Below are 25,105 nucleotides of genomic sequence, written 5' to 3' on the forward strand. Positions count from 1 at the left end.
CTAGCGACGTCTGCTGCTAGCACCAGCGACCCCGTGGGGCTATCCGGCGTCCCGCTTCTTGTCGCGCTCCGTAATCGCCTTGGCGATGTGGGCGCGTTCGATGCCGCGCTTGTTGACGGTCTTGCCGTCGATGCGGCGGCCGATCTGGTCGGTGCCGATGCCGTACGGCTTGAGCGCTGCCGTGAGCTGTTCGGCCTTGGGCTTGGGCTCCATCTCCGCCCACGGCCCGTAGACCTCCGGCCGGTGCTGGGCGAGGCGGTCCACGATGGTCTCGGACCAGATCTTGACCTCGCCCTTGCCGATGACCGCGGCGATGTCGTCAAGGATCGTCGCGAGCGCGGCATCGGCCGGCGCCTCTCCGGCGGCGTCGCCGGTGAGCGTGCCCTCCGCCTGCCGGAGGGCCTGGGCGCGGGTGAGGATGGTCTCCGCGTCGCGGCCGTCGGCGAGGTAGGTGCGGACGATGCCGGCGTCGTCGGACATGCCCTTGAGCAGGCCGACTCCCTTGTGGGACTTCAGGAGCCGGGAGGCATCCAGGCCTTCGCCGTACGATCCGGCGCCGAGGATGGTCTCCGAGACCTGGTAGGCGCCGACGCGCAGGGCGAATCGGGCCTGGTGCTGGTCACGGAGCACGGACGGGCAGGCGGTGTCGTCGGGCTTCTGCGTCGCGGTCATGACCGAGACGCCGACCGCAGGGGCGACCCGGGCTAGGAAGACCAGCAGGTCAAGGATGGTCTTCCCGTGAACGGGGTGCATCAAGTACTCCTGCACCTCATCCACCACGAAGAGCACGAGCGGCATGTCGTACTTCCTGTCGCGCGAGATGGCCGGGGTGAGCTTGCCCTCGGGGCAGACGTGCAGGGGCAGTTCGGAGAGCCGGTGGTAGCGGTCCTCCACGTCGGCCTTGAGCTCCTGGAGCGAGTTGACCAGGTGCATGACCGGGTCCACCCCGCTCTGCGGGACGGTGCCGAAGCCGACGCGGTGGGCGACCATCGCGAACTTCCGCCAGTCCGGGGATGCCTTGCCGTCGAACACGTACAGGCAGACGTACGGGTCCAGTGCCGCGGCGAGGGCGATGGTGCGGGCGGAGAATGTCTTGCCCTGCCGGGGGACGGCGCCGACGAGGAGCGAGAGCCACAGCATGCTGATCTCGACCTCGACTCCGCGCTCGTCGCGGCCCCAGGGGAAGGGCTTCCAGAAGTCCACGCGGTCCGCGCCGAGGAGCGGGGTGCGGCCGGTCGGTACGGCGAGCGGGTCGCGGTTGGCCACCCACATGGAGACCCGGCGTGAGCTGGTCGTATCGCGGTCGAGGAACACCTGCGTCTCGGCGACGTCGATGCCCGAGGCGAGCGCGTCGCGCTTCTTGACCGCGTCGGAGAATGTCTTGCCGTACGGGAGGTCCACGACCACGCGCCAGCCGTCGCCGTCCTGCCGAATGGGCTGCGGGAAGGCGATGCCCTGATCCGGCTTGGTGAGTCCGGCGGCCAGGAAGGCGCGGGTGACGATGTCCGAGGTCAGCTTGCGGTGGCGGAACTTCACCTTGGCCGCATCGATCAGCGGCCGGTCCGCCGGCGTGCCCGCCCACCCGAGGGCTCCGGTCAGGGCGATCAGGGCCAGGGTCAGGAGCCAGGCCGGGGCCAGTACCCACATGGCCAGAGCCGCGCCGAGGCCGATCACGCTGGCCAGGGTGGCGATGATGCTGCGCAGCTTCACCCGGGCGTCCCGCTGCCGGGAGAGCTTGAGGTACTCCCCCGCGTCCTCGGTACGGACTGCGGCGAGCCGGACCGGAAGGCCCTCGGCGTCGGAGACCCAACGGCCGCTCGCACCCACCCAGCGGAAGGCGCCACGCGGGGCGTAGGCCAGCAGCTTTGCCGAGTACACGGGGGTCCGCACCAGGTGGTAGGCGGTGGTCTGGCCGTAGTGGCCGGCCGCCCACTTGGCGACGGCGGCCCGCTGCTTGGCGCTGGTCAGCCAGTCCGGGAGCACCGGCCGGCGTGCCTTGTCCTTGGCCTCGATGACCTCGGCGATCGAGGGCGGAAACTCGTGCTTGGGCGGGTCCACCGGGTCGCCTTCGGCGATCTCGCCGTTGTCGTCCGGCTGGTCGTCGGGGAGTTCGGCCTCCCACTCCCCCGGCCTGGCCTCGCCCGGGGCGAGCGTGTCGGTCTTGCCCTTCTGTGCGGGGAACGGCAGGACTGACGCCGACCCTGGGGGGTTCTGCGTGCCGTCCGGCTCTTCGGCCGGCTGTTCGATGACGTGGATCTCAGACACGATGGGTCTGCTCCCTCTGTGGAGTTGAGAAGGGGGCCCGGACGGCGCTTTGGACGGCCTTCCGTCCGGGCCCCGCACGACGTGATCGGTGCGGGTCAGGCGACGCGCTGTTCTTCGGGATAGGCGCAGGGCACGCACATGCCGAGCGAGGCCGGGATGACGTAACCGGCATCGGTGGAGCACTGGGGGCAGGTGCGGCGGGCGAGCATCGCCAGAGCGAGCGCTCCCCACTTGCGCGAGGTCATCGGCCGGACGGGTTTGGCCAGGTCGACGCGGTACAGGTACGCCACCAGCGGCTCACGCCGGAACCGGGGCCGCAGGAGCTGCGCGGCGATCGGCTGGCCGCCCGGCCGCAGGCCCTCAGCGCGGAGCTGGCGGCGGGTCGCCAGGCCCTCGGGAGCCAGGCGCCACGGGTAGGTCGGTATCCCGAAACGGGCGCCGTCCGGGTCGAAGCACTTGGTGAACGTCAGCGACGTCATCAGGCTGCCTCGGGCTCGGCACGCTCGGCCCTGAGCGCATCACGCAGCGTCCGGCCCTTGGCGGACGACGTACGAACCGCCTTGCGGATCCTCTCCGCGGTCAACTCGACGTCGGGCCAGTCGGCCGTGACCGACCGTGCCTCAGCGAGGAGTTCATCCGGGGTGCGAGTCGGTCGGGGCGTACGGGCCGACTGCGGCACCCGACCGGTCGCCCGACGCGGAGCGGACTCCGCAGCCGCGACCGCCTTTGCAGGAGCCGACTGGGGAAGCCCGACCGGCTCGGCTACCGGCATCGACTCAGCCGGTCCGGCTGACTCGATGGCCGGCACCGGGTCCGCCAACTCCGAAGAGGCCAGTTCGGCGGCCACGGTCGGGGGCTCAGCGGTCGACTCGTGCTGGTCAGACCCCAACCGATCTACGGTGAACTCAGGCGTTCCATGCTGGTTTGCGGGTCCGGTGAACATGGCGGCGAGGGCGGCATCCGCACCGCTGGTCAACCGGTCGCGTTGGACGTCCAGGAGCCTGGCACCCAGCGACGCATCGCCCAGCCCGACCTTCCGGGCCAGCCGCCACGATGTCCGGTCGGACCACTTCCGCACCCAACCCGACGGATGATTCGCGGCACGACCCCGGTGGTAGGCCAGGGCACGCACCACGGCGGCCGCCTTGGCTTCGGCCTCAGCGTCGCGGCCGTCCTGGTGGACCACGATCCGCCGGGCCAGGAACGCCATGCCCTCGGCCGACACGCACATGCCCATCGGCGTCACGGCGTAGATCACGGTGCGGCCCGGGTCATCAGCGGCCATCGCGGCCATCACCGACGCGGCGGCGGGCAGTGCCCACAAACCCACCCGGATGATCCCCGGGGAGGACTGCCCCAGCATCGTCAGCCCGAGCAGCACCAGCGCCAGAACGGCGGTCGCGCCCTCACCGGCCGCCACCGCTCCCAGCGCCGTACCTGAGCCGTAGGCACGGCTGATGTTGCTGAAGGTGCCGGCCCCTCCAGCGACGCCGGTGGCCACCATGGGAACGAACGCGGCCGTCAAGACGACCCTCTGCACCTTGGTCAGCGACCTGCGAGCTGTCATCACGCCGCCTCACCACCGGTGCCACGGCGGCCGTCTCGGCGGCCGTTGACCGTGCGCATCTCCGGGACGGTCAACCGCTGTGCGATGCGCCAGCCCCCGCCGCGCTGCTTTGCCCGGTACATCTGCTCATCCGCACGGCGCAGCAGAGTGGAGAGATCCCCGGCACCGGCTCGGTAGTAGGCGGCGCCGATCGACGTGTGCACCTCGACCGGGTGGCCGTCGAATGGCACCGGCCGGTCCAGTCGAGCGGTCAGCATGTGCAGGTCTGCGCGCAGCTTGTCGATGCCATAGCCGGGGATGACAGCGGCGAACTCGTCCCCGCCCAGGCGCCCGGCTACGCCGACGTGCTCCTCGGCCCACCGGCCCAGGCGCTGCCCGGTCGCGCGGATGACCGCGTCTCCGGCGGCGTGGCCGAGGGTGTCGTTGATCTCCTTGAACCGATTGAGGTCTAAGACGAGTACGGCGAGCTGGCACTTCCGGGCGAGGCTCTTGCGAGCACGCTCCTCGAACGGATCCCGCGTCCACAGGCCGGTAAGCGGGTCGCGGCGGGCGGTCTCGATCCGGCGCCGCATCCACAGGCTGTGAACCGACCAGCCGGACGCGAGCGGTAAGGCGGCGGACAGGGCGGTCAGGGTGTGGCTCATGCCGCGGCCCCCTTGCCGCCCTTGTGCGCCGGACGACGACAGGCCGGCCGTCGCACGAGCGGGGCGATGTTGAACAGCTCCGGGGCGTTGGCCTCGATCACCTGGGCAGCGACCCGGCTCACGTCGTCGGGCAACTCCGGGAATTCGGCGAGGATGTCGCGGGCCGCGTCCAGGCGGGCCGCTCGCTCTTCCTCGCTCTCCCCGTCCACCCCGAGCCAGAGCTCCAGCGGGGTGCCGAGGGCCAGTTCGATGAACTCCTCGACGCTCACGGCCTCCTGGCCGCCGATGTACGTACGCATCGTCGTTCTCCTGAAGTCGAAGGGATGCCGAGGCGGTCGCGGTCTTTGGCGAGAGGCGACCAGCCCCGGGGATGAAGCCCGAATCTCGCGGCTCCCCGCAGCCCTGCCCGGAGGGCACGAAGGCGCCGTACGGGCAGGGGAGGCAACCGGCCGCAGCGTTGGAAAACTGCGGAGGGTGTGAGGGCCTCGCGAAGCGGTACCGGACGTGGAGCCGGTACCGCTTCGCGAGGCAGTTCAGCGGTGACGCATGGGGCGCGGCTGGCCGTACCGGTCCAGCACGGGCAGCGCCCACGTAGGTCGAAGGGACACAGCAGCCTCCAGATCGGAGGGGCGAGGCTTCACCGGCGCACCGTTGCCACGGCATGCCGGCCCCGAGCCTGAGAGTCGGGTGCGCCATCGTCACTGCTCTGGCGCCAGCAGGGCGGCGCGTACCGGGTGGAACCCCGAGGGGTGTTCTCCAGAGCCAGCACGCGGAAGAAGTGGCCGCCGGCGACGTCCCGTCGCCCTGGGGACGGGGATCACGCCCCGTCTCGTCTCACTTGGCACGCTGTTGAGTTCTCAAGGAACAAGTGCTTCCTTCAGACCCCTTTCGAGGGCCCTCCGGGCACGGCGAATTCGAACTCGATCGCGGTTGCCTGCACGGCAGTTGCGGCCGATCAGGTCGAGCTTCCGGAGAAGCTCAACTCTGCCTCAGAGTGCACTGTGAGGCAGAGTTGCGCAAGTACTTCTCCGCGGAAGAACAGGGTGAGTCCTAGCTCTCCCTGTGCCACTTGGGCACACTGAGGCAGTGACTGCGAAGAGACATGAGGTGCAGATGGTCGAGTGGACCGGCAAGCCCGCCTACCAGCAGGTGGCGGAGCAACTGCGGCGGAGGATCGCGGCCGGAGAGTTCGCGGAGTCGCGCAAGCTGCCGTCCCTGGCAAACCTCCAGGCGACGTACGGCGTCACCGTGACCGTGGCTCGCGACGCCATCCGCCAGCTCAAGACGGACGGTCTCGCGGTAAGCCACCAGGGCAAGGGGGCGTTCCTGACCGCCGAGGCCTCCGAGGTCGCCAAGCTCGCCGGCCCTGAGGCCGCCGTCGCGGAGCTCCGTGAGCAGGTCGCGCGGCTCCAGGGTGAGGTCACCGACCTCCGACAACGGGTTGCGGAGCTGGAGGAGAAGTAGCTCCTGCCCCACACCGCCCCGGGCGTCACCGCCACGACGCGTGACGGGATCACGATCAGCTGCCGTTGCCACAATCTGCCCCCTTCGCTCGGATCGAATGGAGGGCTCCAACCTGCGCCGCTAGGCTGTCGCCGCCCTCTGCATCCTTTGTAGACCAGGCATTTGATGGACCGACAGATCTGCCATGTGGCCGCCCTCGGGCGGCCACATAGGCCGCATGAGGGGGGGACGAGTGGGGCAGCGACCGAACGATCTGACACCGCATGCAAGCCCTCAGCACTATCTCGGCGCCGAGATGCGCGCCTGGCGCACGCAGCGGGGCTTATCCCTGGGCAAACTCAGCCGATCGATCCTGTTCAACACCAGCTACATGGCCCGAGTGGAGCGCGGCGGGCAGGCCGCATCCGCCGATCTGGTCCGGGCGTACGACGACGCGCTCGGCGCGAGCGGCTCGCTCGTCCGGCTCCACGCAACGATCCTCGAAGGGGTCAGCGTTGAGGCCCTCCCCACAGGGGATGTGGCTAATCGAGGGCCCCATGTGGCCAACGGATCTGTGGCCCTGGCTGAGGAAGCTGAGCCTCAGGCACCGTCGGAGGAGGGGATGTCCATCCCCGTACGTTCCGATGACGGAAGGATCATCTTCGTGTCCCTGTCTCGAAGGGCTCTGATCGGCGCACTCGGCGCTGGTGCCGCGATCGCTGCGACTTCCGACCTCTCAGCAGCAGCGAGCCCTGCCCCACGATCCGATCTCATCGCCTCAGGGGCCGACCCGATCGAGCTGCTCCAAGCAACGCGGCGCGTGCTGATCGACAACGACAACCTGTTCGGTCCCCATCGAGTGATACCGACGGTCCAGCAGCAGATCGCCGCTATAAAGGCACTGCGCGCGGATCGCCGCGGCACGGATCGCCGGCAGCTGCTCCAGCTGCAGACCCAGTACTCCGAGCTGTGCGGGTGGCTCTACCAGGACCTCGGGGACTTCCGTGCCGCCCAGCACTGGATGCGCGAGGCCCTGGAGGCCTCCCACATGGCGGGTGACGACGAACTGACCACGTACATCCTGGCGCGCCGCAGCCAGCTGGCCGGCGACATGAAGGATCCGATCGAAGCCGTCGACGTCGCCGAGGCCGCGGAGGACCGCGCAGCGCCGAGGAGTCGCCTCGCCGCGGTGGCCGCTACGTACGGAGCCCACGGTCACGCTCTGCGGAAAGACCCGCTCATGGCGCAGCGGGCGTACGAACACGCGCTGGAGCTGCACGCCTCGATGGATCCGGACCCCTCCTCGCCGTGGGGTGTCTGGCTCGACGGCGCGTACATAGACGTGCAGCGAGCACACAGTCTCGCCGCCCTCGGGGACCATCACGGAGCAGCTGCAGGCTTCCGGAACGCCATCAGTCGGCTGCCCGCCGGCTTCCACCGAGACCGCGGGGTCTACCTGGGACGGGAGGCCGTCTCCCTGGCTCACGCGGGCGAGGCTGAACAGGCAGCCTCCATCGGACTCCAGGCCCTGGCCATCGCTAAGGAGACCGGGTCCGACCGCATCTCGCGCGAGCTGGCCCAGCTCGACGGCGCACTTGATCAATGGCGTACGGTCCCTGGCGTGAGCGACTTCAAGGATGCTCTGACCGAGGCAGTACTGCGCCAGGCCTGAACAGGCTCCCTCCGCCCTGACCAGCACATGAAGGAGACCCAATGCCCCGCCCGTACGTCCTCCTGAGCGTGGCCACGTCCGTGGACGGCTACATCGACGACACCAGCACCGAACGTCTGCTCCTGAGCAACAGCGAAGACTTCGACCGGGTCGACCAGGTGCGTGCCGAGTCCGACGCCATCCTGATCGGCGCCGGCACGATGCGGTCCGACAACCCCCGGCTGCTGGTGAACAGTGAGGAGCGGCGCGCGGCGCGGGTCGCCGCAGGAAAGCCCGCCTACCCCTTGAAGGTCACCATCTCCGCGAGCGGAGACCTGGAGGCCGACCTGAAGTTCTGGCACCACGGCGGCGAGAAGCTCGCCTACACCACGGACGCGGGCGAGGAGAAGCTCCGCGAACGGCTCGCCGGCCTGGCGGACGTCGTCTCCACCGGCCCGGCCATCGACTTCGGCGCCCTGCTGGACGATCTCGGAGCCCGCGGCATAGAGCGGCTGATGGTGGAGGGCGGCGGCCAGATCCACACCGCTTTCCTCTCCCAGGGTCTGGCGGACGAGATTCACCTCGCCATCGCCCCCCTGGTCGTCGGCGACCCGGGCGCCCCCCGCTTCCTGAACCCAGCCACCTACCCCGGAGGCTCCACCCGCCGAATGCACCTCGCCGAGGCCAGCACGATCGGCGACGTGGTCCTTCTCCGCTACCTGCCCAAGCAGGAGGGCTCCGCATGACGCACGCCGACGATGTGACCTGGATGGAGCGGGCCATCGAACTGTCCCGCAAGTGCCCGCCGGCCGAGGGCGCCTTCTCCGTCGGCGCCATCATCGTGGGCGCCGACGGCAACGAGCTCGCCAACGGCTACTCCCGCGAGACGGACGCCTACGTCCACGCCGAGGAATCAGCCCTGGCCAAACTCCCGGCTGACGACCCCCGCCTGGCCGGCGCCACTCTCTACAGCACCCTGGAACCCTGCTCGGAACGCAAGTCCCGCCCCCTCACCTGCACACAGCTGATCCTCCGCTCCCCCATCCGCCGAGTAGTCATCGCCTGGCGCGAGCCAAGCCTCCTGGTAGCCGACTGCGTGGGGGTAGAAACCCTCCGCGCTCAGGCCGCCGAGGTCGAGGAACTCTCCGAGCTTGCCGATCAGGCCCGCTCGGTCAACGCCCATCTCCTGCCATAGGCAGGAGCCAGAGGAGGACGGAGCAATCAAGACCCGCCCCCTCGGGTCCTTGCTCCCTTAGAAGATAACCTCACCCTCGCCTGCCCGCGGCAAGCGAGTTGCATATTCCGGAACAGGAAGAACACCTGCCGCGGTCAGATCGTTCACCGTAATGCATGGCCCCTTACAAATATGGTCTAGCAACTGCCTTTGCTCCGGCTCCAGGTCGACCAGTAGACCTAGCACATTTACAAGCTCAAGCAGCTCCGAAGTCCACTCAGGAAGCCAGGTGGACGAGTACTCATGGTCGAGGGACCGCAGGCGCTTACCAGCAGGCTTCTTACGGCGGTAGCCGAACCATTTATCGAGCACATTCATTCCCGAAGTCGAGTACCGGCGCACTTCCGGCTCAACTGGACCAACGCAGCCTTCACCTATCCAGAGCTGCTTGCTCTCCTCGTCATATTGCATGGCTGTTGGCATACCATCCACAGTGTCCGGGATTGCCACCAGACTGACCGGGCGCCGATCAGCCGGAAGACGGGGGGACGCCGGGAGCATCTCGCCGCCGACTTCGGCACACCGGCCACCATAAGTGTGTAGCCACAGCACCCTTCGCCCAACTTCGACCGCATGGGACCAGAGCTCCGGGACGGCCGTCAGAGGGATACGAACGCCAGGGACCTCCAAGTCGTCCGCAAATTTCTCGGTGTATGCAGGATGGGATGTCACCGCCGCCAGGTATGCGACTAGATCTTCTGCGTTGACCGGTACACCAATGCGCCGATGAATGACACCGAGCAATTCTGGGGTGAAATTCGGGGTTAACCCATCCGCATTTCTGTACAGAGGCCGGACAGCCCCGCTGCGCCCATTGAAGTAGTGCATATCCGGGATGAATGCGCTAAAGACTAGCCCCGGGCCGTTCGCAATCGCATGAGCATTCTGCTCCACGACAAAGATTTGCGAATCTCCGCGCACTCGCCACAGGTCCGGCCGGGGCACTACCATCAGCCGATTATCTGGGATCACCCACTGACGATCGAAGGCTCGATAACCGACCCTCACCGGATCCACCAGAGCTCGATCCTCTTGTGCGAGCGTCACGGGGCCATGGTCTTGAATACCTGGAAGGGGACCGATCACGGTGTGAAGATGACGATCGCGCGCCTCGCCAAACATCTCTCGCTTGTCGGCTTCATCGGCCGAAGTAAAGAGCTGCCAACGACGCTCCAAGGTTTCCCGGTCAGGCGCGTATGCCCACACACGGCCTGTGGTAACTCCCCTGGATGACCACGGCATTAGATCGCTAAGACGTGGACTCGCTTCCCACAGATCACTGCCTGGGGGTAGGAACGGAGCCGTCTCACCGGATGCACACGTCCGCCACCGGCTGTCTCCGAGCCGAAGGTCCGTCAACTCCTGCACCTTTTCCCGCCGATGGCCGGCCAGGGATACATGCCGCACCACTGCAGGCGGCTTCACCCCTTCCGATTGCTCGTCGGGACGTCGCCACCGAACGAATACAGCGATGCAAAGCTCCTGAGCCACCTCCGGGAAAATTCGGGTAGCCGCGTCCGGCCGCTGACCTTCGGGGGATAGATCGATGATCCACCCTTCATCCGCCACAGACCGCAGGTACTTGCGCATGCCTGCAAATCCGGCGCCCTTGATCCATGCACGTGGCGTGATGAAAGTTATGACACCGAAGGGAGCATCACCGTGACTTTCGAACACCTTCCAGGCGGCCCAGTTCCAGAAGTAGATGTACAGATTCGACATCTTCGACTCGTATTTACCGTTGCCGGGGAGCCGGAAATTGCCGAGGGGCGCCTGAATCCCAGCATCAGGATCCCCAAGCTCGATCCACTTGCCCGCCCCCTGCCTCACTGCATCGTACGGCGGGTTTCCGATAACAACCATGACTCGCTCGTCACGCTTAACCTTGTTGGCTTGCTTTCGCGACTCAGCGATAGCCTTGAATGTGCCAGGCAGCCAGTTAAATTCTTCTTTGGGGTTGTCGAGAGTGTTCGTGACATAAAGGCGCAGCCCGCGCATCGGAGCAGAAGACTTAAGCTCCTTAAGCCTCGCATGCATGCGCAGTTCAGCGACAGCGTAAGGCCCGGTCTGCATTTCGAAGCCAATTAGCCTCTGTCCGGTCATTTCACGAAGTCGAGGCCCCACCGCACCTGGCCCCTCATCTTCATGAATCGACGCGGCGGCACGATCCAGAATATTTAGCAGAAATGTGCCCGTACCCATGGCTGGGTCAACTACAACAACTTGCGGAGAGGCGAATCCGCCGGAAATTCCCAGGCGCTGCTTAATTACATCCTCGGTGAACCTGACCATCGCAGCGACCACCCCGTTAGGGGTGTAGTAAGACCCTGTGCGTTCGCGCAATTTCGGGTCGTAGACCTGAAGGAAGTCTTCATAAAGGCGCAGGTACGCATCACCCGATCCATCGTCGAGGCGCTCCCAGTCAACTGGGCCGATGACGCGTATCAGAGTGTCGAGTGTTGTAGATAGACCGGTGAGGGAGTCGTCAGTCAACACATCCAATGCTTTACCCATGAGGGAATGCCTCTTGCCGAGCTTTGTGGCAATCCCATGCATTGTGTCGTGTTCGAAAACAATTCCTTCGACGCGGGCAAGCAGCAGCGCGAACACTACGGTTTGCGCATATTGGTCAGCGAACTCTTCCTCCGTCTGCTCCGGAAAAAGGAGCTTGCCCCAGTCTTCCTTTAGTACAGTGAGTGTTTCCAGACGCTTCCCAGCCCTCTCCAAGCGCAGCGCTTCCCGCACTTCCGCGCAGAGGAACTTGCATAGACCTGCAACAGCTCGAACCAACTGAGTGATGTTTCGCGGTGGCTGCGGAATCCAGGTCAGAAAGTCAAATATCGTACGGGATATGCCACTGTCGGCTGGAGCCAACTTACTTCCGGCACTCTTTACCGAAAGATTCATGCGAGCAATTTCACCGACACGCTGACCGTTCCGGTAGAGACTCCATTCATTGCCATCCGTATACAGCACGTTCGGCAGAAGCCTTAGTTTCTGCCATTGATTCGCATTGCGGCCTGTGAAGGAAGTCGGGTCTGCACCGACGCCGGGTCGCTTCAACTCCACGTGCCCAACCAGGGCATCTGCGATGCTCACTGCATAGTCCGGGCGGGCCCCGATATCAACGAGAGGGACCTCGCCGATCAGGACCGATTTCAGCCCGAGTGCTCCAGCAGCACTGGTAATGAGCCGCTCAAATGGCGCTCTCAGCTGATCTTCCGTACCGGTTGAGCCCTTGAGCTTCGGCTTTAACTCCTCGCCGAACACAGCTACCGCTGCACGAACAGCATCCTCGAAGTCCCCTAAATTGAGCACGGCCCCCCAAGTCCCCAATGCACTACATGTTTTGATGTTCCGTCACCATAGAACCGATGCCGATCTACGACAAGGGGTCACGGTTAGCAACAAGGGGGATGATGTGGACGCATGCACCCTGCTCGCACATACGTTCCAGAACGAGGGCTGGCCCGCCGCGGAAGCTCTGGGGCTATGCAGGCAGCCATCTTCGGGGGACCCGACGCACACCTGGTGCAGCTTCGTGTCCACGCAACGGCCTTGCACGCAGGCCCCAGAGCTGAGGTTGGGCTGCGAGCAGGCCCAGCCCTGACGTCGTTGGCAGGAGAGCGGGTACGGCTGCCTTAAGGAGCGCCAGCACCCTTGGCTCTACACAGCTCACTATCGTGTGAGCAGCGTGTGAAGTCTTCACCAAGCTGGATCGTCTTGCGGGTTTCTCCAGGTCAATTGGCATGCCGTGCCGCATCTATGGGTGCCCTCCGGAGCCGTGTGCGCAGGTTCGAATCCTGCCGGGGGCACTTCGCAGGAAGTGCCCAAAGACCCCGCCATCAGCGCTTTCGCTGAGAACGGGGTCTTCGCGTATGCGCAGCCAACTGCCGCGCTGTGCAGCCGTATGACAGCCTCTGCGGCCTATTCGCGGCCCAGTCCCCGCCAGAATCTCGCAGGTCAGCCCCAGCAACGCGAAGGCCCCCGGGATTCACCCAGGGGCCTCGGACCACAGCGGCGCCGCTCTCACTCGTACTCGCGCAGCAGCTCCTCGATGCGGCGGTTGCCGACCTCCTGCCGGCCGTCCAGGCACTTCGCGTACCGACCCAGGAGGACTTCCACGCTGTTCCCCGCCCGTGCGGCGACCTCAGTGGGATCTACGCCGGCGTTGAGCCACGTGGAGAGGGCCGAGTGCCTCAGGTCGTAGGGACGCCGAGCCAATGGCGAAGCGACCGCGGCCGGCGGCAGAGCGAGGATCCGCGCTTCCTGCCAGGCCCGGTAGTAGGTGGACGACGAGACCACTCCCCCGCCCTCGCTGTAGAAGAGCCGCCCGTCCCCGGCGGTTCCGAAGGTGTCGACGTGGTCCTGGAGCACGGCAACCAGCTGCGGCGGAATCGGCACCCGGCGGACCTCCTCGGCAGGCCGGTTCTTCAGCCCGCGGTCGTCGTGGCTCTCGCTGGAATCGGTCCACTGCTTGCCGACGCTGGGCCGGGACCGGTGCAGCACCGCCTCCCCCCACCCAGCGGACGGAAGGGTGAGATCCGGCAGCGCCAGGCCCACGGCTTCGGCCGGCCGGAAGCCCCCGAAGTACATGCACGCGAAGAGCCCGACCAGGCGCCTGCCACGTGCCCTTCGATAGCCGCCGACGTAGGAGACCGCACAGAGCAGGGAACGCGCCTGCTCGGGATTTGCCACCACCCGAGGATCTACGTCATTGGCGACTTTCGGCTTCTGCCACCGGACGGCGGACAACGGGTTTTCCTGGAACTCCCCAAGATCGACGGCATAGTGCATGGCGTTGACCAAGGTCCGCCGCTTCCGTTGAACCGTCTCTGCCGCTGCGGCAGTGCCATCCAATTTGATCTTCAGGGAATCCAGCACGGCCCTTGCCGCGACGGGATCGGCTAGATCCGCAAGCGGCCGGGAATCCTTGCCAACCCAATGCAGCGCGTTGGCGATCTCGTCCGGCAGGTCACGTTTATCCGGTCCGGGCAGCACGAAAGCCCAGTTACGCAGGGCCTTCCTTAGGACGGGGTCCGCAGGTCGGCCAGGGCGCTCATCCAGCAGTGCGAGGGTCACGGAGGTCAACGACTCGTTGATCCCGTCCCGGGTGTTCGGAGCGGAATGAGGCCACTTCATGGCTAGATACCGCAGCGCGAAGGTGTACCAGCTCAGGCTCGCTTTCAGCTCCGCCATGGAATCCGGAAGGCCGGACACTGAGTCGAATTCTTCTCCGTCGCGCGTAGCCCGGAGCAACTTCGATCGAAAGCTGTCAGCGAGCGCCTTCGTCCTCCGCGTCTCAGAAAATGGCTGCCCGGCGACCTTCCAGCGCACTTGATACGACGGACGTTTCCCTGGCTTAACGCGGATGGACCACACCCTCACATCCGTCGACTTCACGCGGCCGCTCCTTCCCGCGATCGGAGCCATGCCTGGAAGTCGGACCGCCACACCCTCAGCTCACCGTTCGGCAAGGTGAGCGCTTTGGGAGCCTTGCCGAGTTCACGCCACCGGTAGAAGGTGCGCCGAGAGATCCCCTTCAGCTCGGAAAGAACCTCCGCCGTGGTCATCAGCTCGTCCTTCACGACATGGCTCCTTCCAGGGCGCGTTGGTCGTACATGGCTTCGCGAGCGGTTTCTCGGTTGATGCGGATGTCTTCTGCGATGGAGGCCGCGAGGGCGGATTCGCCCGGCGTGTGGCCGTGTCCGGCGTACTGCCAGGAGGCGAGAACGAGCACGGTGTCCGGGTCGCCGAGCGAGTCGTGTTCCTGGGCGGCGCGGTAGTCGGCGCGGATCTGGCGGAGGGCACCGAGGGTGGTGGAGTAGCGGCGGGACTTGGTGGAGAAGTGGCCGCGGAAGCCGAGCATGTGGGCCCAGCTGTTGAGCTTGCGGTCGGGGTAGAGCGGGGCGAGGTCGAGGCATGCCTCGATGAGGCGCCGGGGGTGGTCGGGCACGTCCAGGAGGACGAGGACTTCCCGGTTGCCGATGCGGCGGTCGAGGCTGCCGGTCGATTCCGCTGCCTTGGTGGCGTACTTGGCGACGTACGAGGCGACCGCCTGCTCGGTGATGTCGTTACCGTCGTCGAAGGCGCGCACAGGCCGGATGTCGAGCTGACTGCCCCAGCGGAAGGGCCGGCGGGGCTGGTCTCCGGCAGCAGGGACGGTGATCGTGGTGTAGGAGTGGGCGACGGCCGCGCGGATCGAGTCGGTGAGCACGGCGACGGTGGCCCAGGAGGGCGGTGGGGAGTCGGGCCCGTCCGGTCCGTCGAGGCGGATCACGGCATGGAAGTGAATCGCGCCGCGCTTTTGGAACTCGGCGACCTTGCCGTAGGACAGGCGCAGTTGGTCAGCCAGGTCGCGTTGGGTGAGTCCGGCCCGAGCGGCGAGTTCACGGCGGAGCCGAGTGGTGAAGCGCTGCCACAGTTGTCCGGCGTGGTTGTTGAAGAGGACGGTTCCCGCGTAGTCGTACGTGGACGGATCGAGGGCCGTTCCGAGGGCGGGATCGTCGTCCTGGTGGTGGGCGCCGCAGCGGCAGGAGCCACGGTCGGGGCGGTTGTGCACGCGGCCGAAGGACGGAGCGGTGAGGGTGGCGAAGACGCGGGGGTGATCGCGGACGGTGGCCGGGATGTTCTTGGAGTTGTCTCCGGCGAGCCCGGCGCGGATCAGGTGGTAGGTGTCCCCGGCGTAGGTGTAGGCGCAGGACGGGCAGCGGGAGGCGCGGCGGTTGCCGCAGGCGACGCGGAGCCGTCCGTCCGGTTCGGTGTCGGTCGAGTAGCGGCGCAGGGTCTCGCCAGTGGTCTTGTCCTTGGCGAACGTCCAGCCGGTCAGGTGGATCGGGTCGGAGCAGCCGCCGGTGCGGCGCACTTGGTCTTGCCAGCGGTCGAAGCCGGGGGACCCGGCCACCCGGAGGATGTCCCCCAGGGTGGTCGGGTCCAGGCCCGCCAGGGTGGCGGTGTCAGTCACGCGCTCACCTCGGCGGGGGCGTTCATGCCGTCCAGTTCGCGGGCGGCTTCCTCGGCGGCGGTGGCGATGGCGCGCAGGACCTCGGCGGTGCCGGAGGGGGCGATGAGCACGACGTCCACAGGTCCGCCGCCGATGCGCAGGCTCACGAAGTCGGAGCCCGGGAAGGTGACGACGCGGGTGCCGGTGTCGGGGGCGAGGTGTGCGGTAACGGTGATGTCGTTCACGCCCGGCCCCCGATGAGCTGGGCGGTGCGGTCCGTGCGCGTGCCGGTGCCGTGGCAGGCCGGGCAGCGGACGGTGATGGTGCGGAGGCAGCCGTGACGGTCGCGGCCGCCGAGGGTTACCCGCACGGTGGGGAAGCCGTCGCAGTTCGAGCAGATCCGCGCGGTGGCGGTCGTGTGGTCGGTCATGATGGGTGTTCCTTCCTGTCCTTCGGGGTGGGTTGGGGTACGGCTCCGGGGCGGCGGTGACTTGGCGGTTGACGACCGCCCCGGGGCCGGTCAGAAGCGCTTGCGCGGACTGTTGAGCAGCGAGCGAAGGACGACGGCGCAGACCGCGACCGAGGCGGCTGTGACGGCGACCGCGAGGAGCATGGAGACGAGAACCGCGCCGACGACGAGGACCACGGCAGCGCCACCGCCGACGAGGGCGAGGAGCGTGCCGGGGGTCATCTGGAGGGCGGGGCGACTGGCCGGGGCGGGCGCGTGAGCCGGAGCCGCAGCGGGGCTGTGCTGGCAGGTGCAGGCCGTTGCCGGGTGCTGCTGCTCGATGTGGGTCGGCTGGACGATGAGCGGGGTGACGATGCCGGTCGGGGTCGGCATGGTGGGGATGCGAGGGCGGAGCATGACCGTTCTCCTTTCGATCACTTCTGCGTGTCGTTGACGACGTCGACGCCGGTACGGGTGCCGGACTCGATGGCGGGGGCCAGGAAGGTGTCGGCGAGGAGGAAGCCGCCGAGGAGCAGCACGACGATCAGCCAGGTCGGCGGGCGGAAGAGCCGGATACCGAAGTAGCCGAAGACGGCGACGACGAGGATCAGCGGGAGTTCGACGTTCATCGGGCGATCTCCTGTCAGGCGATGCGGCAGCGGTGGGTGCGTGCGGCGAGGGTGGCGGCGGCGCGGTTGGTGTAGTCCGAGGACCAGCCGCAGCGGTCGGCGGTGCAGACGGCGGCGTGCTTGGTACGGCCGTGCCGGTCGCGGTGTGTGCCGACTTGGACCGGGCCGATGCGCATGACGGAGTGGAAGAAGTCGCGGTTGGGCATGGTGGTGTCCTCTCTGGTCAGGTGAGTTGGGCGGCGATGGCGTCGGCCATGGCAGGCGGGACACCGAGGCGGGCACGCAGAGTGTCGGTGTCGATGGGATTGCCGGTCGCGGCGTGGTGGGCGTCAGCGAGCTTGCGGGCGTGAGCAACGAGCGGGGCGGGAGCCGAGACGGTGACCGGTTCGGGCGGAGGCGCGGGCAGTGCTGGGGCAGACTCCGAGGGCTCGACGGCCTCAGGTTCGGAATGCGGCTCGGTGGCGGGAGCCGGTTCGGCCGGCACAACGTCGGCCGACTCGGGTTGAGGGTCAGATGCAGCGGCGGCAGTCGGGGAGTGGGCAAGGAGCGTGCCGCCGAGGAAGGCGAGCGCGGGCCATCCGGCGATGCCGAACCGCAGCCAGGCCGGAGGGTGAGCCAGGTCGAGGAATCCGGCGGTGGCGACGTTCGCGCCGAGCGAGGCGACAAGGGCGATCAGGAACCAGCACCAGGCCAGCCGGGACGGCCCGTCATTGCGGAGCCGACGCCAGGCGGCGACCAGGAGCAGGTCGACGCTGACCGGGTAGGCCCATGCCTTCCACCCGGTCTGTCCCGCAGCGGCGGCGAGATCGTGCAGGTGGGCGAAGGAGAGGGCCCCGGCGATCACGGCTTGCACGAGGACGGCGTCGATGCGGATCGAGTGGCGCATGTCCTCACCTCCTTTCGAGGGGTGGGCGGTCCCGCCCCCGAATCGGGCATGGCGGGGGTAGGGACCTGACGCGAGACGGTCGCGCCAACCGGGATGCAGAGGTGGATCAGACGGAGGCGGGTGCCTCAGCAGGAGCCGGGATCTTGACCAGCGAGACCGTGGGAGGCAGCGGTCGGAAGGGAGCCAGCTCCGGCAGATCCGGGGTGCGGTGCGCGTTGCCGTTGCAGACGTTCACGGCCTGGCGCAGCGAGGTGAACGGGGTACGGATGCGAACCCAGCCACCGGTCGAGTCACCGGCCACGGCGGTGCCGGGACGGTCAGCGGGAATCTGGGTCGCGGCGAGCACTGCGTCCGGGGAGATGTCGCCGAACGCCATCTTGGCGGAAGCTTCGTCGTTGACCCGGTGGGATGTACGGCCGGTGAGCTGTGCTCGGAGCATGGTGATCCCGTCGCCCAGTTCCGAGCCGAAGCGCTGCCCGCAGATCTCCACATAGATCCCGGCAGCACGTCCGAGCTGGACGAGCCGAACCAGTGCCGTGATGATCCGCTCGCGGCGCTTCTTCTCCGCCGCATTGGCGAAGAGAGACAGCTCGGCAACCTCGTCGACCAGGAGGACGATCGGGACGGGCCGAAGGTGTTCGGGCAGGCCCCAGATGTCGGCAGTGATCTCCGCGTCCGGGACGTCCGAGCTGATGCGCTGTTCACGGCGGACGATCCGGTACGTCGCGGCCATCCTCTCGACGAGGACGTCGAGCAGTTCGGCGGCGTCATCGGCGTTGTCCGCGAGCGCCGAAAAGCGCCGAGCGAGCGGGTACAGCTCTACTCCTTCCTTGCAGTCGATGCCCACCAGGGCGACGTCGAGCCCGGCGAGTTCCTTGACCAACTGCCGCTGGTAGACCGATTTCCCGGACTCCGTAGCGCCGAGGTTCAAGGCGTGCGGGACCTGGCGGTAGTCGCGGTAGTGGACCTCACCGTCCTCACGCAGGGCGACCGGGATACGCATGCCCTCACGCTCGATCCTCGCGGGCATCTGCACCCGCTTGAGCACGTCATAGCCGGTCATCCGCAGTTCGATGACACCGGACTTGATCTCGCGGGAGGTGACGCCGTGCATGGTGAATGAGTGCCGAAGCCGGTCGGTGGAGGCAGTGAAGTCGAAGGCGTCCTGACCGGACCGAAGCTTGAGCCGGAGCACGAGGCCGGTACGGGTCGGACGGATGCTCAGGATTCGCGGCGGCCGCGGATCGGGGATGGGCCGGTGGGCGATGCGGGCCCAGGTGAGCCGCAGCCGGGACGGCGGGACCGTGAGCCCGCAGGCGTCCATGACTGAGGCGTACCGGACCAGGACCCGCAGGACCGCGAGGGCGATGCCGAAGCCGAGCCAGTACCAGGCCGGGCGCTGCCACTTGAGCAGCAGCGCCAGCCCGACGACAGCCAGGAGGCCAGCCGCTGTCCCGGTCATGATCAGGCAGCCTTCGGCTTGGCGGTGTCCGCAGCCAGCGAGGTGACTGCCACGGCGCGGAAGCTGATGCCGTGCCGCTTCTGGCCGCCGAACTCGTTCTCCCACGGCCGGGCCACGACGCCGGTCAGACCGACCGGGGTGCCGGTTGCCAGCTCACCGGTGAATCCGGTCTCCGGAACGGTCAGGGTCAGGATCTCTGCGTTGCCGTTCATGACGAACATGACGTCGATCGTCATCAGCGTGACGCCGGTGTCCCGGTCGGTGGCGACTTCACCTGTCTGGCGGTTGGCAATCTTCGGCTGCGGGGACTGGGCCACCATCACGACAGCACCGGCGGTGTCGACGGGAATCTGACGCATCGTCTTGTCTCCTGTGGTTGAGGCTGTTTGGTTCCGCCATATCGGGCGGCGAGATCAGGAGACCGCAGGAGGCACTAGACACATCACGGCCCGTATGGACGTTTGGGGACGTCTGAGTTATCGTCAAAACGTCCCCAGCGTCCCCCAGATGAGGGCGGTACGAGATGGCGAACGAACGTCTGCGAGCGGCGATTTCGGCAAAGGGCGAGACCATTCAGTCGGTCGCGCAGCATGTCGGAGTGGACCCGAAGAGCGTCGAGCGATGGATCACCACGGATCGCACGCCGCATCGCGGCCACCGCTGGAAGGCGTCAAGCTTCCTCGGCGCCGATGAGGTGTACCTATGGCCTGCTGTCACCAAGCAAGCAGAAACCGCCAGCACTTCGGAGCTGGTGACGTACTACCCGCACCGCGGAGCAGTGCCGGCCGCGCTCTGGTCATCGCTCATCGAGCAGGCCACCAGCCATGTCGAAATCCTGGTGTATGCAGGTCTCTTCCTGTTCGACAGCCACCCGGATCTGCCGGACCAGCTCGCCGACAAAGCCAAGGCGGGCGCCCAAGTCCGCATACTCCTCGGTGATCCGGAGTCGGAGATGGTCCGCCAACGCGGCGAGGAAGAGGGCATCGGCAGCGACCTTGCAGCCCGAGCACGGATCACCCGGCGCTACCTCGAACCGGCCACCAAGACGCCCGGCGTCGAGATCCGGCTTCACGACACGATCCTCTACAACTCGATCTACCGGTTCGACGACGACATCCTGGTGAATCCGCACGTCCTCGGAGCACCGGCCGGACAGAACTCGGTCCTGCACTTCCGCTACATCCCCGGAGCCCGGACGTTCCGGCACTACATGAAGAGCTTCGACTACGCGTGGGAGCAGGGCACCCCGTCGTAACCACGCTCGGCGGCGAGCATGCGACGCTGGAGTCATGGCCCGTATCGACTACTTCAACGATCCCAATGCCCCGGAGGCGAACAGCATCGTCCCGTCCGTCACGGCCGTGGCGTGCAACGAGGCTGGAGAAGTGCTGCTGATCCACAAGACCGACAACGATCTGTGGGCACTCCCCGGCGGCGGTGTGGACGTCGGCGAATCAGTTGCGGACGCCGCAGTACGCGAGACGAAGGAAGAGACCGGGTTCGACGTCGAAGTGACAGGGCTGGTCGGCCTCTACACCAATCCGGCTCACGTCATGGCGTACGACGACGGCGAGGTACGGCAGCAGTTCTCAATCTGCTTCACAGCGAAGATCATCGGCGGCAAGTTGCGGACGAGCAGCGAGAGCAAGGAAGTCGCGTTCGTCCGGCCGGAGCGGCTAGACGAACTGAACATCCACCCGTCCATGCGGATGCGGATCGACCGCGGGCTGTCTGGCGAGACGGAGCCTTACATCGGCTGATCACCAAGGCGCGCGAGAGTCCGCTCGACAGCAGCACCGAGGTACGGCCGAGCCTTGCTGATCGCGGTGTGAACCTCGCTGCCAGGCTCATAACGAACCAGGATCTCGTCAATGCGCCGGCCGAAGTCGAAATGCTCCCCGGCGGGGCCAGTGGTCATGTCGGCGAAGATGAGCGCATCCAAGACCGGGGAGTCTTCGCGCTCATAGACGGCAAGCTCGGCGGACAGCCCGCGCTGCTCAGCCTCATACACCGCGCCGGAGTGATGCGCGACGAGCCGCACCAGGCGGTCTGGAGCACCGAGGGCCGACAGATACCGGGCACCGTCAAGCGGATGGAACCCGGTGTCGCGCAGCTCGGGCGCGTACCCGATGTCATGGAGCCAGGCCGCGGCGACCAAGAGGTCCCGCTCACCCTCTGGCAGAGACTTCGATGCTTCGACAGCCCGCGCGGCAACAGCCTGAGTGTGCAGCCAACGGTTCCCGAGCGGCGGCAACAACGACTCGGCCAGCTCGGCCGCTCCTTGGGGCGTATCCAGCGCAGAAGGCATGAGCAGCACGGTAACGCAGCGGACGGGCAGGTCGACAGGCCAGCCAGGACCACGAGGTCGGTGCGGTAGAAGTTTCCCTACTTCATCAAGGCCCGCGCACGGCGCCGGCGCGCGCCGCCTCTGCGGCGCGGCCTGCCTCCTGTCTCCGCCCCGGCTGGCCGCGCCCGGCGGCGCGCTGGGTGCTGGCGGGCAGAGTGAGAAAGTCATCCGCTGGTCAAAGACATGCCTCCGGCGGGGGCGCTCAGACTCCGGGATGGACGGGGCGCCGTTGGCGAGTGCCGGCCGGATCGTGGTGAGCGTCGTGGGCTCCCATCCCGTCCGCCTTCGACCCAGGCAAAGCCGAGCAGTCGCGGCCCAGGGCGTCAAGGTCGTTCGTACAGTGGCGCGCTCCACCTTGACGCCCTGAACCACGACCGCTCCACGGCGTGTGGGTCGAAGGCGGACGGGATGGGAGCCGGGGTGGATGGTGGGTTCGGCGCTGCCTTACCCCTCCCCCCCCCGTGAAGCTAGGCCAACATACGCCCTAGCACCCATGAGTGGAGATCATCAACAAGCCGCTTGTACGTTGCGACGTTCAATTGCCCGCCGCGGTAGTTCTCCCCATGGGCAGTTTTGTTGCGAACCGCCAGCAAGTTACCCAAAGAATTTCGACGCTCATCTGTATCCAGAAATGAAGCAATTTCATCTTTCCAGATATCTCCAAACCTTCCCACGAGTTTCTCCAGAGCTTCGGGGGTCAAGTTTGGCGCCTTATTGAAGGACGAGAGGGCGAAACTCCGCGCGGCGCCAGCGGTGGTGCTGGCGATATACCCGCAGACAGCCTGGAAAATCAGCTGCTCCATGTACCCCGAAAGGCGAATGCACATGTACTTGTGCATGTCTTCCTGGAGTGGAATATCGACCGAAAGAAGGCCGTCCCTGTACCTCTTGTACGAGGAATCCAGGTCAGTCTTAAGTTTCAATATCTCGACCCGGGCGTTACTCTTGTTCGTCGGCAAGTGGTTCCCCCCGGAACGCTCTGGCTGCGAGCCTGATGCGGGCGCTGACCTGCTCCGCGTGAGAGGTGCTTTCCGAGATGGCGTACTGGTACCTGTCATTCCTTAGGAGATCCGCAAGCGCCGCCGAAACACCCTGAGTAGAAATGTCGGCACGCTGTTCAAGTGCAGACATGAGGCCTACCAATACGGCATCTGTGTGCGCCGCGTTCACTTGAGTTCCGCGAATCTTAAGAGCCTTCGGCCCCTGGGCCTCATTGAGTAGCGCAGTTGCCTTAGTGAAGCGAGCTCGGATCGCTTCGGAATCCGCGGGAAGTTGATCCTGATTCACCTCCAGGTAGTCGTTCAAGAAGCGCGCCATGGGAGGCCGAAACACCTGAATGCCCCGGGCTGTCGGCATCAGGGAGATGGCCCGAAGAATCAACTCGTGATCCTTTAGGTCGCGGTTCTGCGGCCCAAACAAATCCCTCCAGTTTGGATCCTGATTTAGATCTCTTACGAAGTTAACAGTCTCCCCTGCGTACAGGGCGACCCGGATTTGCTGCGGCTTTAGATTCGTCCCTCCGCTGTTGATTCTTTCGAAGAGTGAGTAGACTCCTCGCTTCCCTTCCGCTCCCTTGGGTACGACAATAGTCGCCTGAATGAACGTGTTATCGAAGATGCGCTGCTGGGTGGGCTCCAGATTTTCATAGGTGTGCCCCTTGAAATCATCGCCCACATAGCGCAGTGCGAACTTACTCAGCCCTCTAACTGACCGGTACGTCCCTCGCTTGAAGGCTTGTAGAGTCGTGAGGCGCTGCTGACCGTCTAGGACGAGGTAACGTCGATCGGCTAGCTCAACGAGGAAAATTCCTGGCACTGGGTAGCCAAGCAAAATGGACTCAATGAAGCGGTCCATTTGCTTTTTCTTCCAGACGAGACCTCTCTGGAAACCTTCAAAACCTGCAATGTCATCGTCGGCGAGCGGTTCGAAAGTGGGGATTATGAACGTGTCATTGTTGAGACGCTTAACCAGGCCGTCGACGTCGAAGTCCGCCCCGAAGTATCGCAAGGCATCATCTGCCCGAACGGGCGTCCTGTCGACTTCATCCGTCTCAGGATCCAGGACATCTGAATCTTCCTTAACGAAGCTTTCCTGTGGATCTTCGTCCGACTCGGACGCTGCGGCTTGGATGCTCTGACTCTCTGTCATGGCGTAACCCTAGTAGTGACGCCCCCCTGCTGGGGGCACTTGTCCATCTTTCGTTCGGGCTGTCATCGCTCGGTCGTACGCTTCCGCCATGCGTAGAGGAGCGATCACACGAGAGTCCGTGCTCAAGGTCCTGGTGGAGCACGACAAGTTGGGGCGTGAAGTCTTCCTGGCAACGTACGGCTTCGGGGAGGCCCGGTCCTACGTCCTGGTGCACGAGGGGCGGGAGTATGACTCCAAGGCCGTCGCCGGGGTGGCGCACAAGTGGGATCAGGGGCGGGTCCTCGCGGCCGACGAGTTCAGCGGGGGCAGAGACCATGCCGCAGTGTGGCTCAAGCGTGTGGGCTTCCAGGTAAAGGCCATCAAGAACCCGGATTGGGCTCGGGACGAGATCATCCTTGCGTGCCACCTGGTGATGGACAACGGCTGGAAGGGGCTCGATGCCCAGGACCGCCGGGTGGTGGAACTGTCCGCTCTGCTCCAGTTGCTTCCCATCCATGCTGAAGCGGACCGCAACGAGAAGTTCCGCAACTCCAACGGCGTTACTCGCAAGACGTTCGACATTGCCACTCGGCACCCGGAGTACCAGGGGAAGCCCACCAACGGCGGCGCGCTAGACGTCGCGGTGCTGCGCGAGTTTCTTGCCCGGCCGGAGGCGATGACAGAGGCCGCGCGGCTTATCCGTCAGGGCATCGCGACCGGCGAACTACAGTCCTTCGCACCGACTGAGGACGAGGAGTTCGGCGACGACTTCAGCGCGCCCGAAGGGCGACTGCTCATGCGCCGGCACAGGGCACGAGAGCGCAACAAGGCTCTGCGCAAGAAGAAGATCGTCTCTGTTCTTCAGCGTGGCGGACAGCTCGCATGTGAGGCATGCGGCTTCGACTTCGAGAAGATCTACGGGGACCGCGGTGCCGGGTACATCGAGTGCCATCACGTCCTTCCGCTCCACGTAGCGGGGGAAGGGCGGACCAAGCTCAGCGATCTCGCCCTCATCTGCGCCAACTGCCACCGCATGATCCACCGGCGCGCGCCATGGCCGACCCCTGGGGAGCTGCGAGCCTCGATAGAGCAGAAGCATGCGGACGACAGGCGCGCTGCGGCAGCTCTGAACACGACCGCGCCGGGCCGCCGACGAGCACATGCCGAGCCCGTGAGCTGACATCCACTGCCGACATCAACGGCGGCGCACAACGGCAGTCCCCGGGAACCTTGGACGGCAGCCGAGGCAGGGCCCGCCATTGTGCGCGAACCACTCCGGCAGAACTCCTAATGCGGTGCTCACGCACGAGCGCCCTCCCGTGCCGTCCTCGGGCCGTGGAAGGGCGCTCAACGATGACCAACGCCGACAACTGCCGACAGCTCAGCAGGTCAAGACGCTGTTCGTTTAGGCGGCCGCAGGTCACGGCCACCGATGATCAGTTGTGGCTGTGCAGCGACT

The 25,105-nt window shown here is 66.2% G+C and carries 27 protein-coding genes; 7 read left to right on the forward strand and 20 right to left on the reverse strand.

All coding sequences use genetic code 11. From position 1 onward, the window contains the following. Positions 1-39 precede the first annotated feature (39 nt). The 5 genes from AC07FK_RS01800 to AC07FK_RS01820 form a co-directional block, all read right to left on the reverse strand. Entirely contained in the window at positions 40-2,265 is a 2,226-nt protein-coding gene (locus tag AC07FK_RS01800; protein WP_479101601.1) for a cell division protein FtsK, read from the reverse strand. 95 nt (positions 2,266-2,360) lie between these two features. Continuing rightward, positions 2,361-2,744, reverse strand: a complete 384-nt coding sequence (locus AC07FK_RS01805) for an RRQRL motif-containing zinc-binding protein (protein ID WP_479101603.1) — start codon at positions 2,742-2,744, stop codon at positions 2,361-2,363. Continuing rightward, the gene (locus AC07FK_RS01810) at positions 2,744-3,832 is read right to left on the reverse strand and encodes a conjugal transfer protein (RefSeq protein ID WP_479102537.1); all 1,089 of its coding nucleotides are present in this window, start codon (positions 3,830-3,832) and stop codon (positions 2,744-2,746) included. Before AC07FK_RS01810 ends, AC07FK_RS01805 begins: the two co-directional genes overlap by 1 nt. After that, positions 3,832-4,476: a GGDEF domain-containing protein gene (locus AC07FK_RS01815; RefSeq protein WP_479101604.1), complete on the reverse strand. Its 645-nt coding sequence runs from the start codon at positions 4,474-4,476 to the stop codon at positions 3,832-3,834. The genes AC07FK_RS01810 and AC07FK_RS01815 overlap by 1 nt, the downstream gene beginning before the upstream one ends. After that, a complete protein-coding gene (locus AC07FK_RS01820; RefSeq protein ID WP_479101606.1) occupies positions 4,473-4,775 on the reverse strand; it encodes a hypothetical protein in 303 nt (100 codons plus the stop codon). Before AC07FK_RS01820 ends, AC07FK_RS01815 begins: the two co-directional genes overlap by 4 nt. A 787-nt stretch (positions 4,776-5,562) precedes the next feature. On the opposite strand from AC07FK_RS01820, the gene AC07FK_RS01825 reads away from it, so the two are divergent. The 4 genes from AC07FK_RS01825 to AC07FK_RS01840 all read left to right on the forward strand — a co-directional run bounded on the left by AC07FK_RS01825 (position 5,563) and on the right by AC07FK_RS01840 (position 8,765). Further along, on the forward strand, positions 5,563-5,940 hold the full coding sequence (locus AC07FK_RS01825; protein ID WP_479101608.1) for a winged helix-turn-helix domain-containing protein: 378 nt from the start codon (positions 5,563-5,565) through the stop codon (positions 5,938-5,940). 232 nt (positions 5,941-6,172) lie between these two features. Continuing rightward, complete coding sequence (locus AC07FK_RS01830) at positions 6,173-7,591, forward strand: helix-turn-helix domain-containing protein (protein ID WP_479101610.1); 1,419 nt, start codon at positions 6,173-6,175, stop codon at positions 7,589-7,591. A 41-nt stretch (positions 7,592-7,632) separates the two neighbouring features. Beyond that, complete coding sequence (locus AC07FK_RS01835) at positions 7,633-8,316, forward strand: RibD family protein (protein ID WP_466491134.1); 684 nt, start codon at positions 7,633-7,635, stop codon at positions 8,314-8,316. Then, positions 8,313-8,765, forward strand: coding sequence for a cytidine/deoxycytidylate deaminase family protein (locus tag AC07FK_RS01840; RefSeq protein WP_479101612.1), 453 nt, complete (start codon positions 8,313-8,315; stop codon positions 8,763-8,765). The genes AC07FK_RS01835 and AC07FK_RS01840 overlap by 4 nt, the downstream gene beginning before the upstream one ends. 57 nt (positions 8,766-8,822) lie before the next feature. Here AC07FK_RS01840 and AC07FK_RS01845 read toward each other — a convergent pair whose 3' ends face one another. The 12 genes from AC07FK_RS01845 to AC07FK_RS01900 form a co-directional block, all read right to left on the reverse strand. After that, positions 8,823-12,122, reverse strand: a complete 3,300-nt coding sequence (locus tag AC07FK_RS01845) for a type ISP restriction/modification enzyme (RefSeq protein WP_479101614.1) — start codon at positions 12,120-12,122, stop codon at positions 8,823-8,825. Positions 12,123-12,833: 711 nt separating this feature from the next. Beyond that, the gene (locus tag AC07FK_RS01850; RefSeq protein ID WP_479101615.1) at positions 12,834-14,207 is read right to left on the reverse strand and encodes a tyrosine-type recombinase/integrase; all 1,374 of its coding nucleotides are present in this window, start codon (positions 14,205-14,207) and stop codon (positions 12,834-12,836) included. After that, entirely contained in the window at positions 14,204-14,377 is a 174-nt protein-coding gene (locus AC07FK_RS01855; RefSeq protein ID WP_138903323.1) for a helix-turn-helix transcriptional regulator, read from the reverse strand. The genes AC07FK_RS01850 and AC07FK_RS01855 overlap by 4 nt, the downstream gene beginning before the upstream one ends. Before the next feature lie 11 nt (positions 14,378-14,388). Further along, on the reverse strand, positions 14,389-15,768 hold the full coding sequence (gene repSA / locus AC07FK_RS01860; protein ID WP_479101617.1) for a replication initiator protein RepSA: 1,380 nt from the start codon (positions 15,766-15,768) through the stop codon (positions 14,389-14,391). Then, the gene (locus AC07FK_RS01865; RefSeq protein WP_479101619.1) at positions 15,765-15,992 is read right to left on the reverse strand and encodes a hypothetical protein; all 228 of its coding nucleotides are present in this window, start codon (positions 15,990-15,992) and stop codon (positions 15,765-15,767) included. The genes repSA and AC07FK_RS01865 overlap by 4 nt, the downstream gene beginning before the upstream one ends. Continuing rightward, complete coding sequence (locus tag AC07FK_RS01870) at positions 15,989-16,177, reverse strand: hypothetical protein (protein ID WP_479101621.1); 189 nt, start codon at positions 16,175-16,177, stop codon at positions 15,989-15,991. The genes AC07FK_RS01865 and AC07FK_RS01870 overlap by 4 nt, the downstream gene beginning before the upstream one ends. 90 nt (positions 16,178-16,267) lie before the next feature. Continuing rightward, complete coding sequence (locus AC07FK_RS01875; protein ID WP_479101623.1) at positions 16,268-16,612, reverse strand: SpdD-like protein; 345 nt, start codon at positions 16,610-16,612, stop codon at positions 16,268-16,270. A 17-nt stretch (positions 16,613-16,629) separates the two neighbouring features. Continuing rightward, positions 16,630-16,824 (reverse strand): hypothetical protein, encoded by a 195-nt coding sequence (locus AC07FK_RS01880; RefSeq protein WP_406304974.1) that lies wholly within the window; start codon positions 16,822-16,824, stop codon positions 16,630-16,632. 14 nt (positions 16,825-16,838) lie between these two features. Beyond that, positions 16,839-17,030, reverse strand: a complete 192-nt coding sequence (locus AC07FK_RS01885) for a mobile element transfer protein (RefSeq protein ID WP_479101625.1) — start codon at positions 17,028-17,030, stop codon at positions 16,839-16,841. A 17-nt stretch (positions 17,031-17,047) separates the two neighbouring features. Beyond that, entirely contained in the window at positions 17,048-17,710 is a 663-nt protein-coding gene (locus tag AC07FK_RS01890) for a DUF2637 domain-containing protein (RefSeq protein ID WP_479101627.1), read from the reverse strand. Between the two features lie 106 nt (positions 17,711-17,816). Next, positions 17,817-19,172, reverse strand: coding sequence for an FtsK/SpoIIIE domain-containing protein (locus tag AC07FK_RS01895; protein ID WP_479101629.1), 1,356 nt, complete (start codon positions 19,170-19,172; stop codon positions 17,817-17,819). A gap of 2 nt (positions 19,173-19,174) precedes the next feature. Further along, positions 19,175-19,531: an SCO3933 family regulatory protein gene (locus tag AC07FK_RS01900; RefSeq protein WP_479101631.1), complete on the reverse strand. Its 357-nt coding sequence runs from the start codon at positions 19,529-19,531 to the stop codon at positions 19,175-19,177. A 164-nt stretch (positions 19,532-19,695) separates the two neighbouring features. Between AC07FK_RS01900 and AC07FK_RS01905 the strand changes: the two genes are divergently transcribed. Together AC07FK_RS01905 and AC07FK_RS01910 are read left to right on the forward strand one after the other, a co-directional pair. Next, positions 19,696-20,427, forward strand: a complete 732-nt coding sequence (locus tag AC07FK_RS01905; protein WP_479101632.1) for an XRE family transcriptional regulator — start codon at positions 19,696-19,698, stop codon at positions 20,425-20,427. Positions 20,428-20,461: 34 nt separating this feature from the next. Continuing rightward, positions 20,462-20,932 carry an NUDIX hydrolase gene (locus AC07FK_RS01910; RefSeq protein ID WP_479101634.1) on the forward strand — a complete coding sequence of 157 codons (471 nt, stop codon included), beginning with the start codon at positions 20,462-20,464 and terminating at the stop codon, positions 20,930-20,932. On the opposite strand, the gene AC07FK_RS01915 is transcribed toward AC07FK_RS01910, so the two are convergent. The 3 genes from AC07FK_RS01915 to AC07FK_RS01925 form a co-directional block, all read right to left on the reverse strand. Next, the gene (locus tag AC07FK_RS01915; RefSeq protein ID WP_479101636.1) at positions 20,920-21,480 is read right to left on the reverse strand and encodes an HD domain-containing protein; all 561 of its coding nucleotides are present in this window, start codon (positions 21,478-21,480) and stop codon (positions 20,920-20,922) included. The two genes, AC07FK_RS01910 and AC07FK_RS01915, sit on opposite strands and share 13 nt — an antisense overlap. Positions 21,481-21,986: 506 nt before the next feature. Then, entirely contained in the window at positions 21,987-22,478 is a 492-nt protein-coding gene (locus AC07FK_RS01920) for a HEPN domain-containing protein (protein ID WP_479101638.1), read from the reverse strand. Then, on the reverse strand, positions 22,459-23,667 hold the full coding sequence (locus AC07FK_RS01925; protein ID WP_479101640.1) for a DUF262 domain-containing protein: 1,209 nt from the start codon (positions 23,665-23,667) through the stop codon (positions 22,459-22,461). Before AC07FK_RS01925 ends, AC07FK_RS01920 begins: the two co-directional genes overlap by 20 nt. A gap of 118 nt (positions 23,668-23,785) precedes the next feature. Between AC07FK_RS01925 and AC07FK_RS01930 the strand changes: the two genes are divergently transcribed. Next, the gene (locus AC07FK_RS01930; protein ID WP_479101641.1) at positions 23,786-24,826 is read left to right on the forward strand and encodes an HNH endonuclease; all 1,041 of its coding nucleotides are present in this window, start codon (positions 23,786-23,788) and stop codon (positions 24,824-24,826) included. Positions 24,827-25,105: the final 279 nt, after the last annotated feature.

This window comes from Streptomyces sp. NPDC046122 (genome assembly GCF_056429965.1).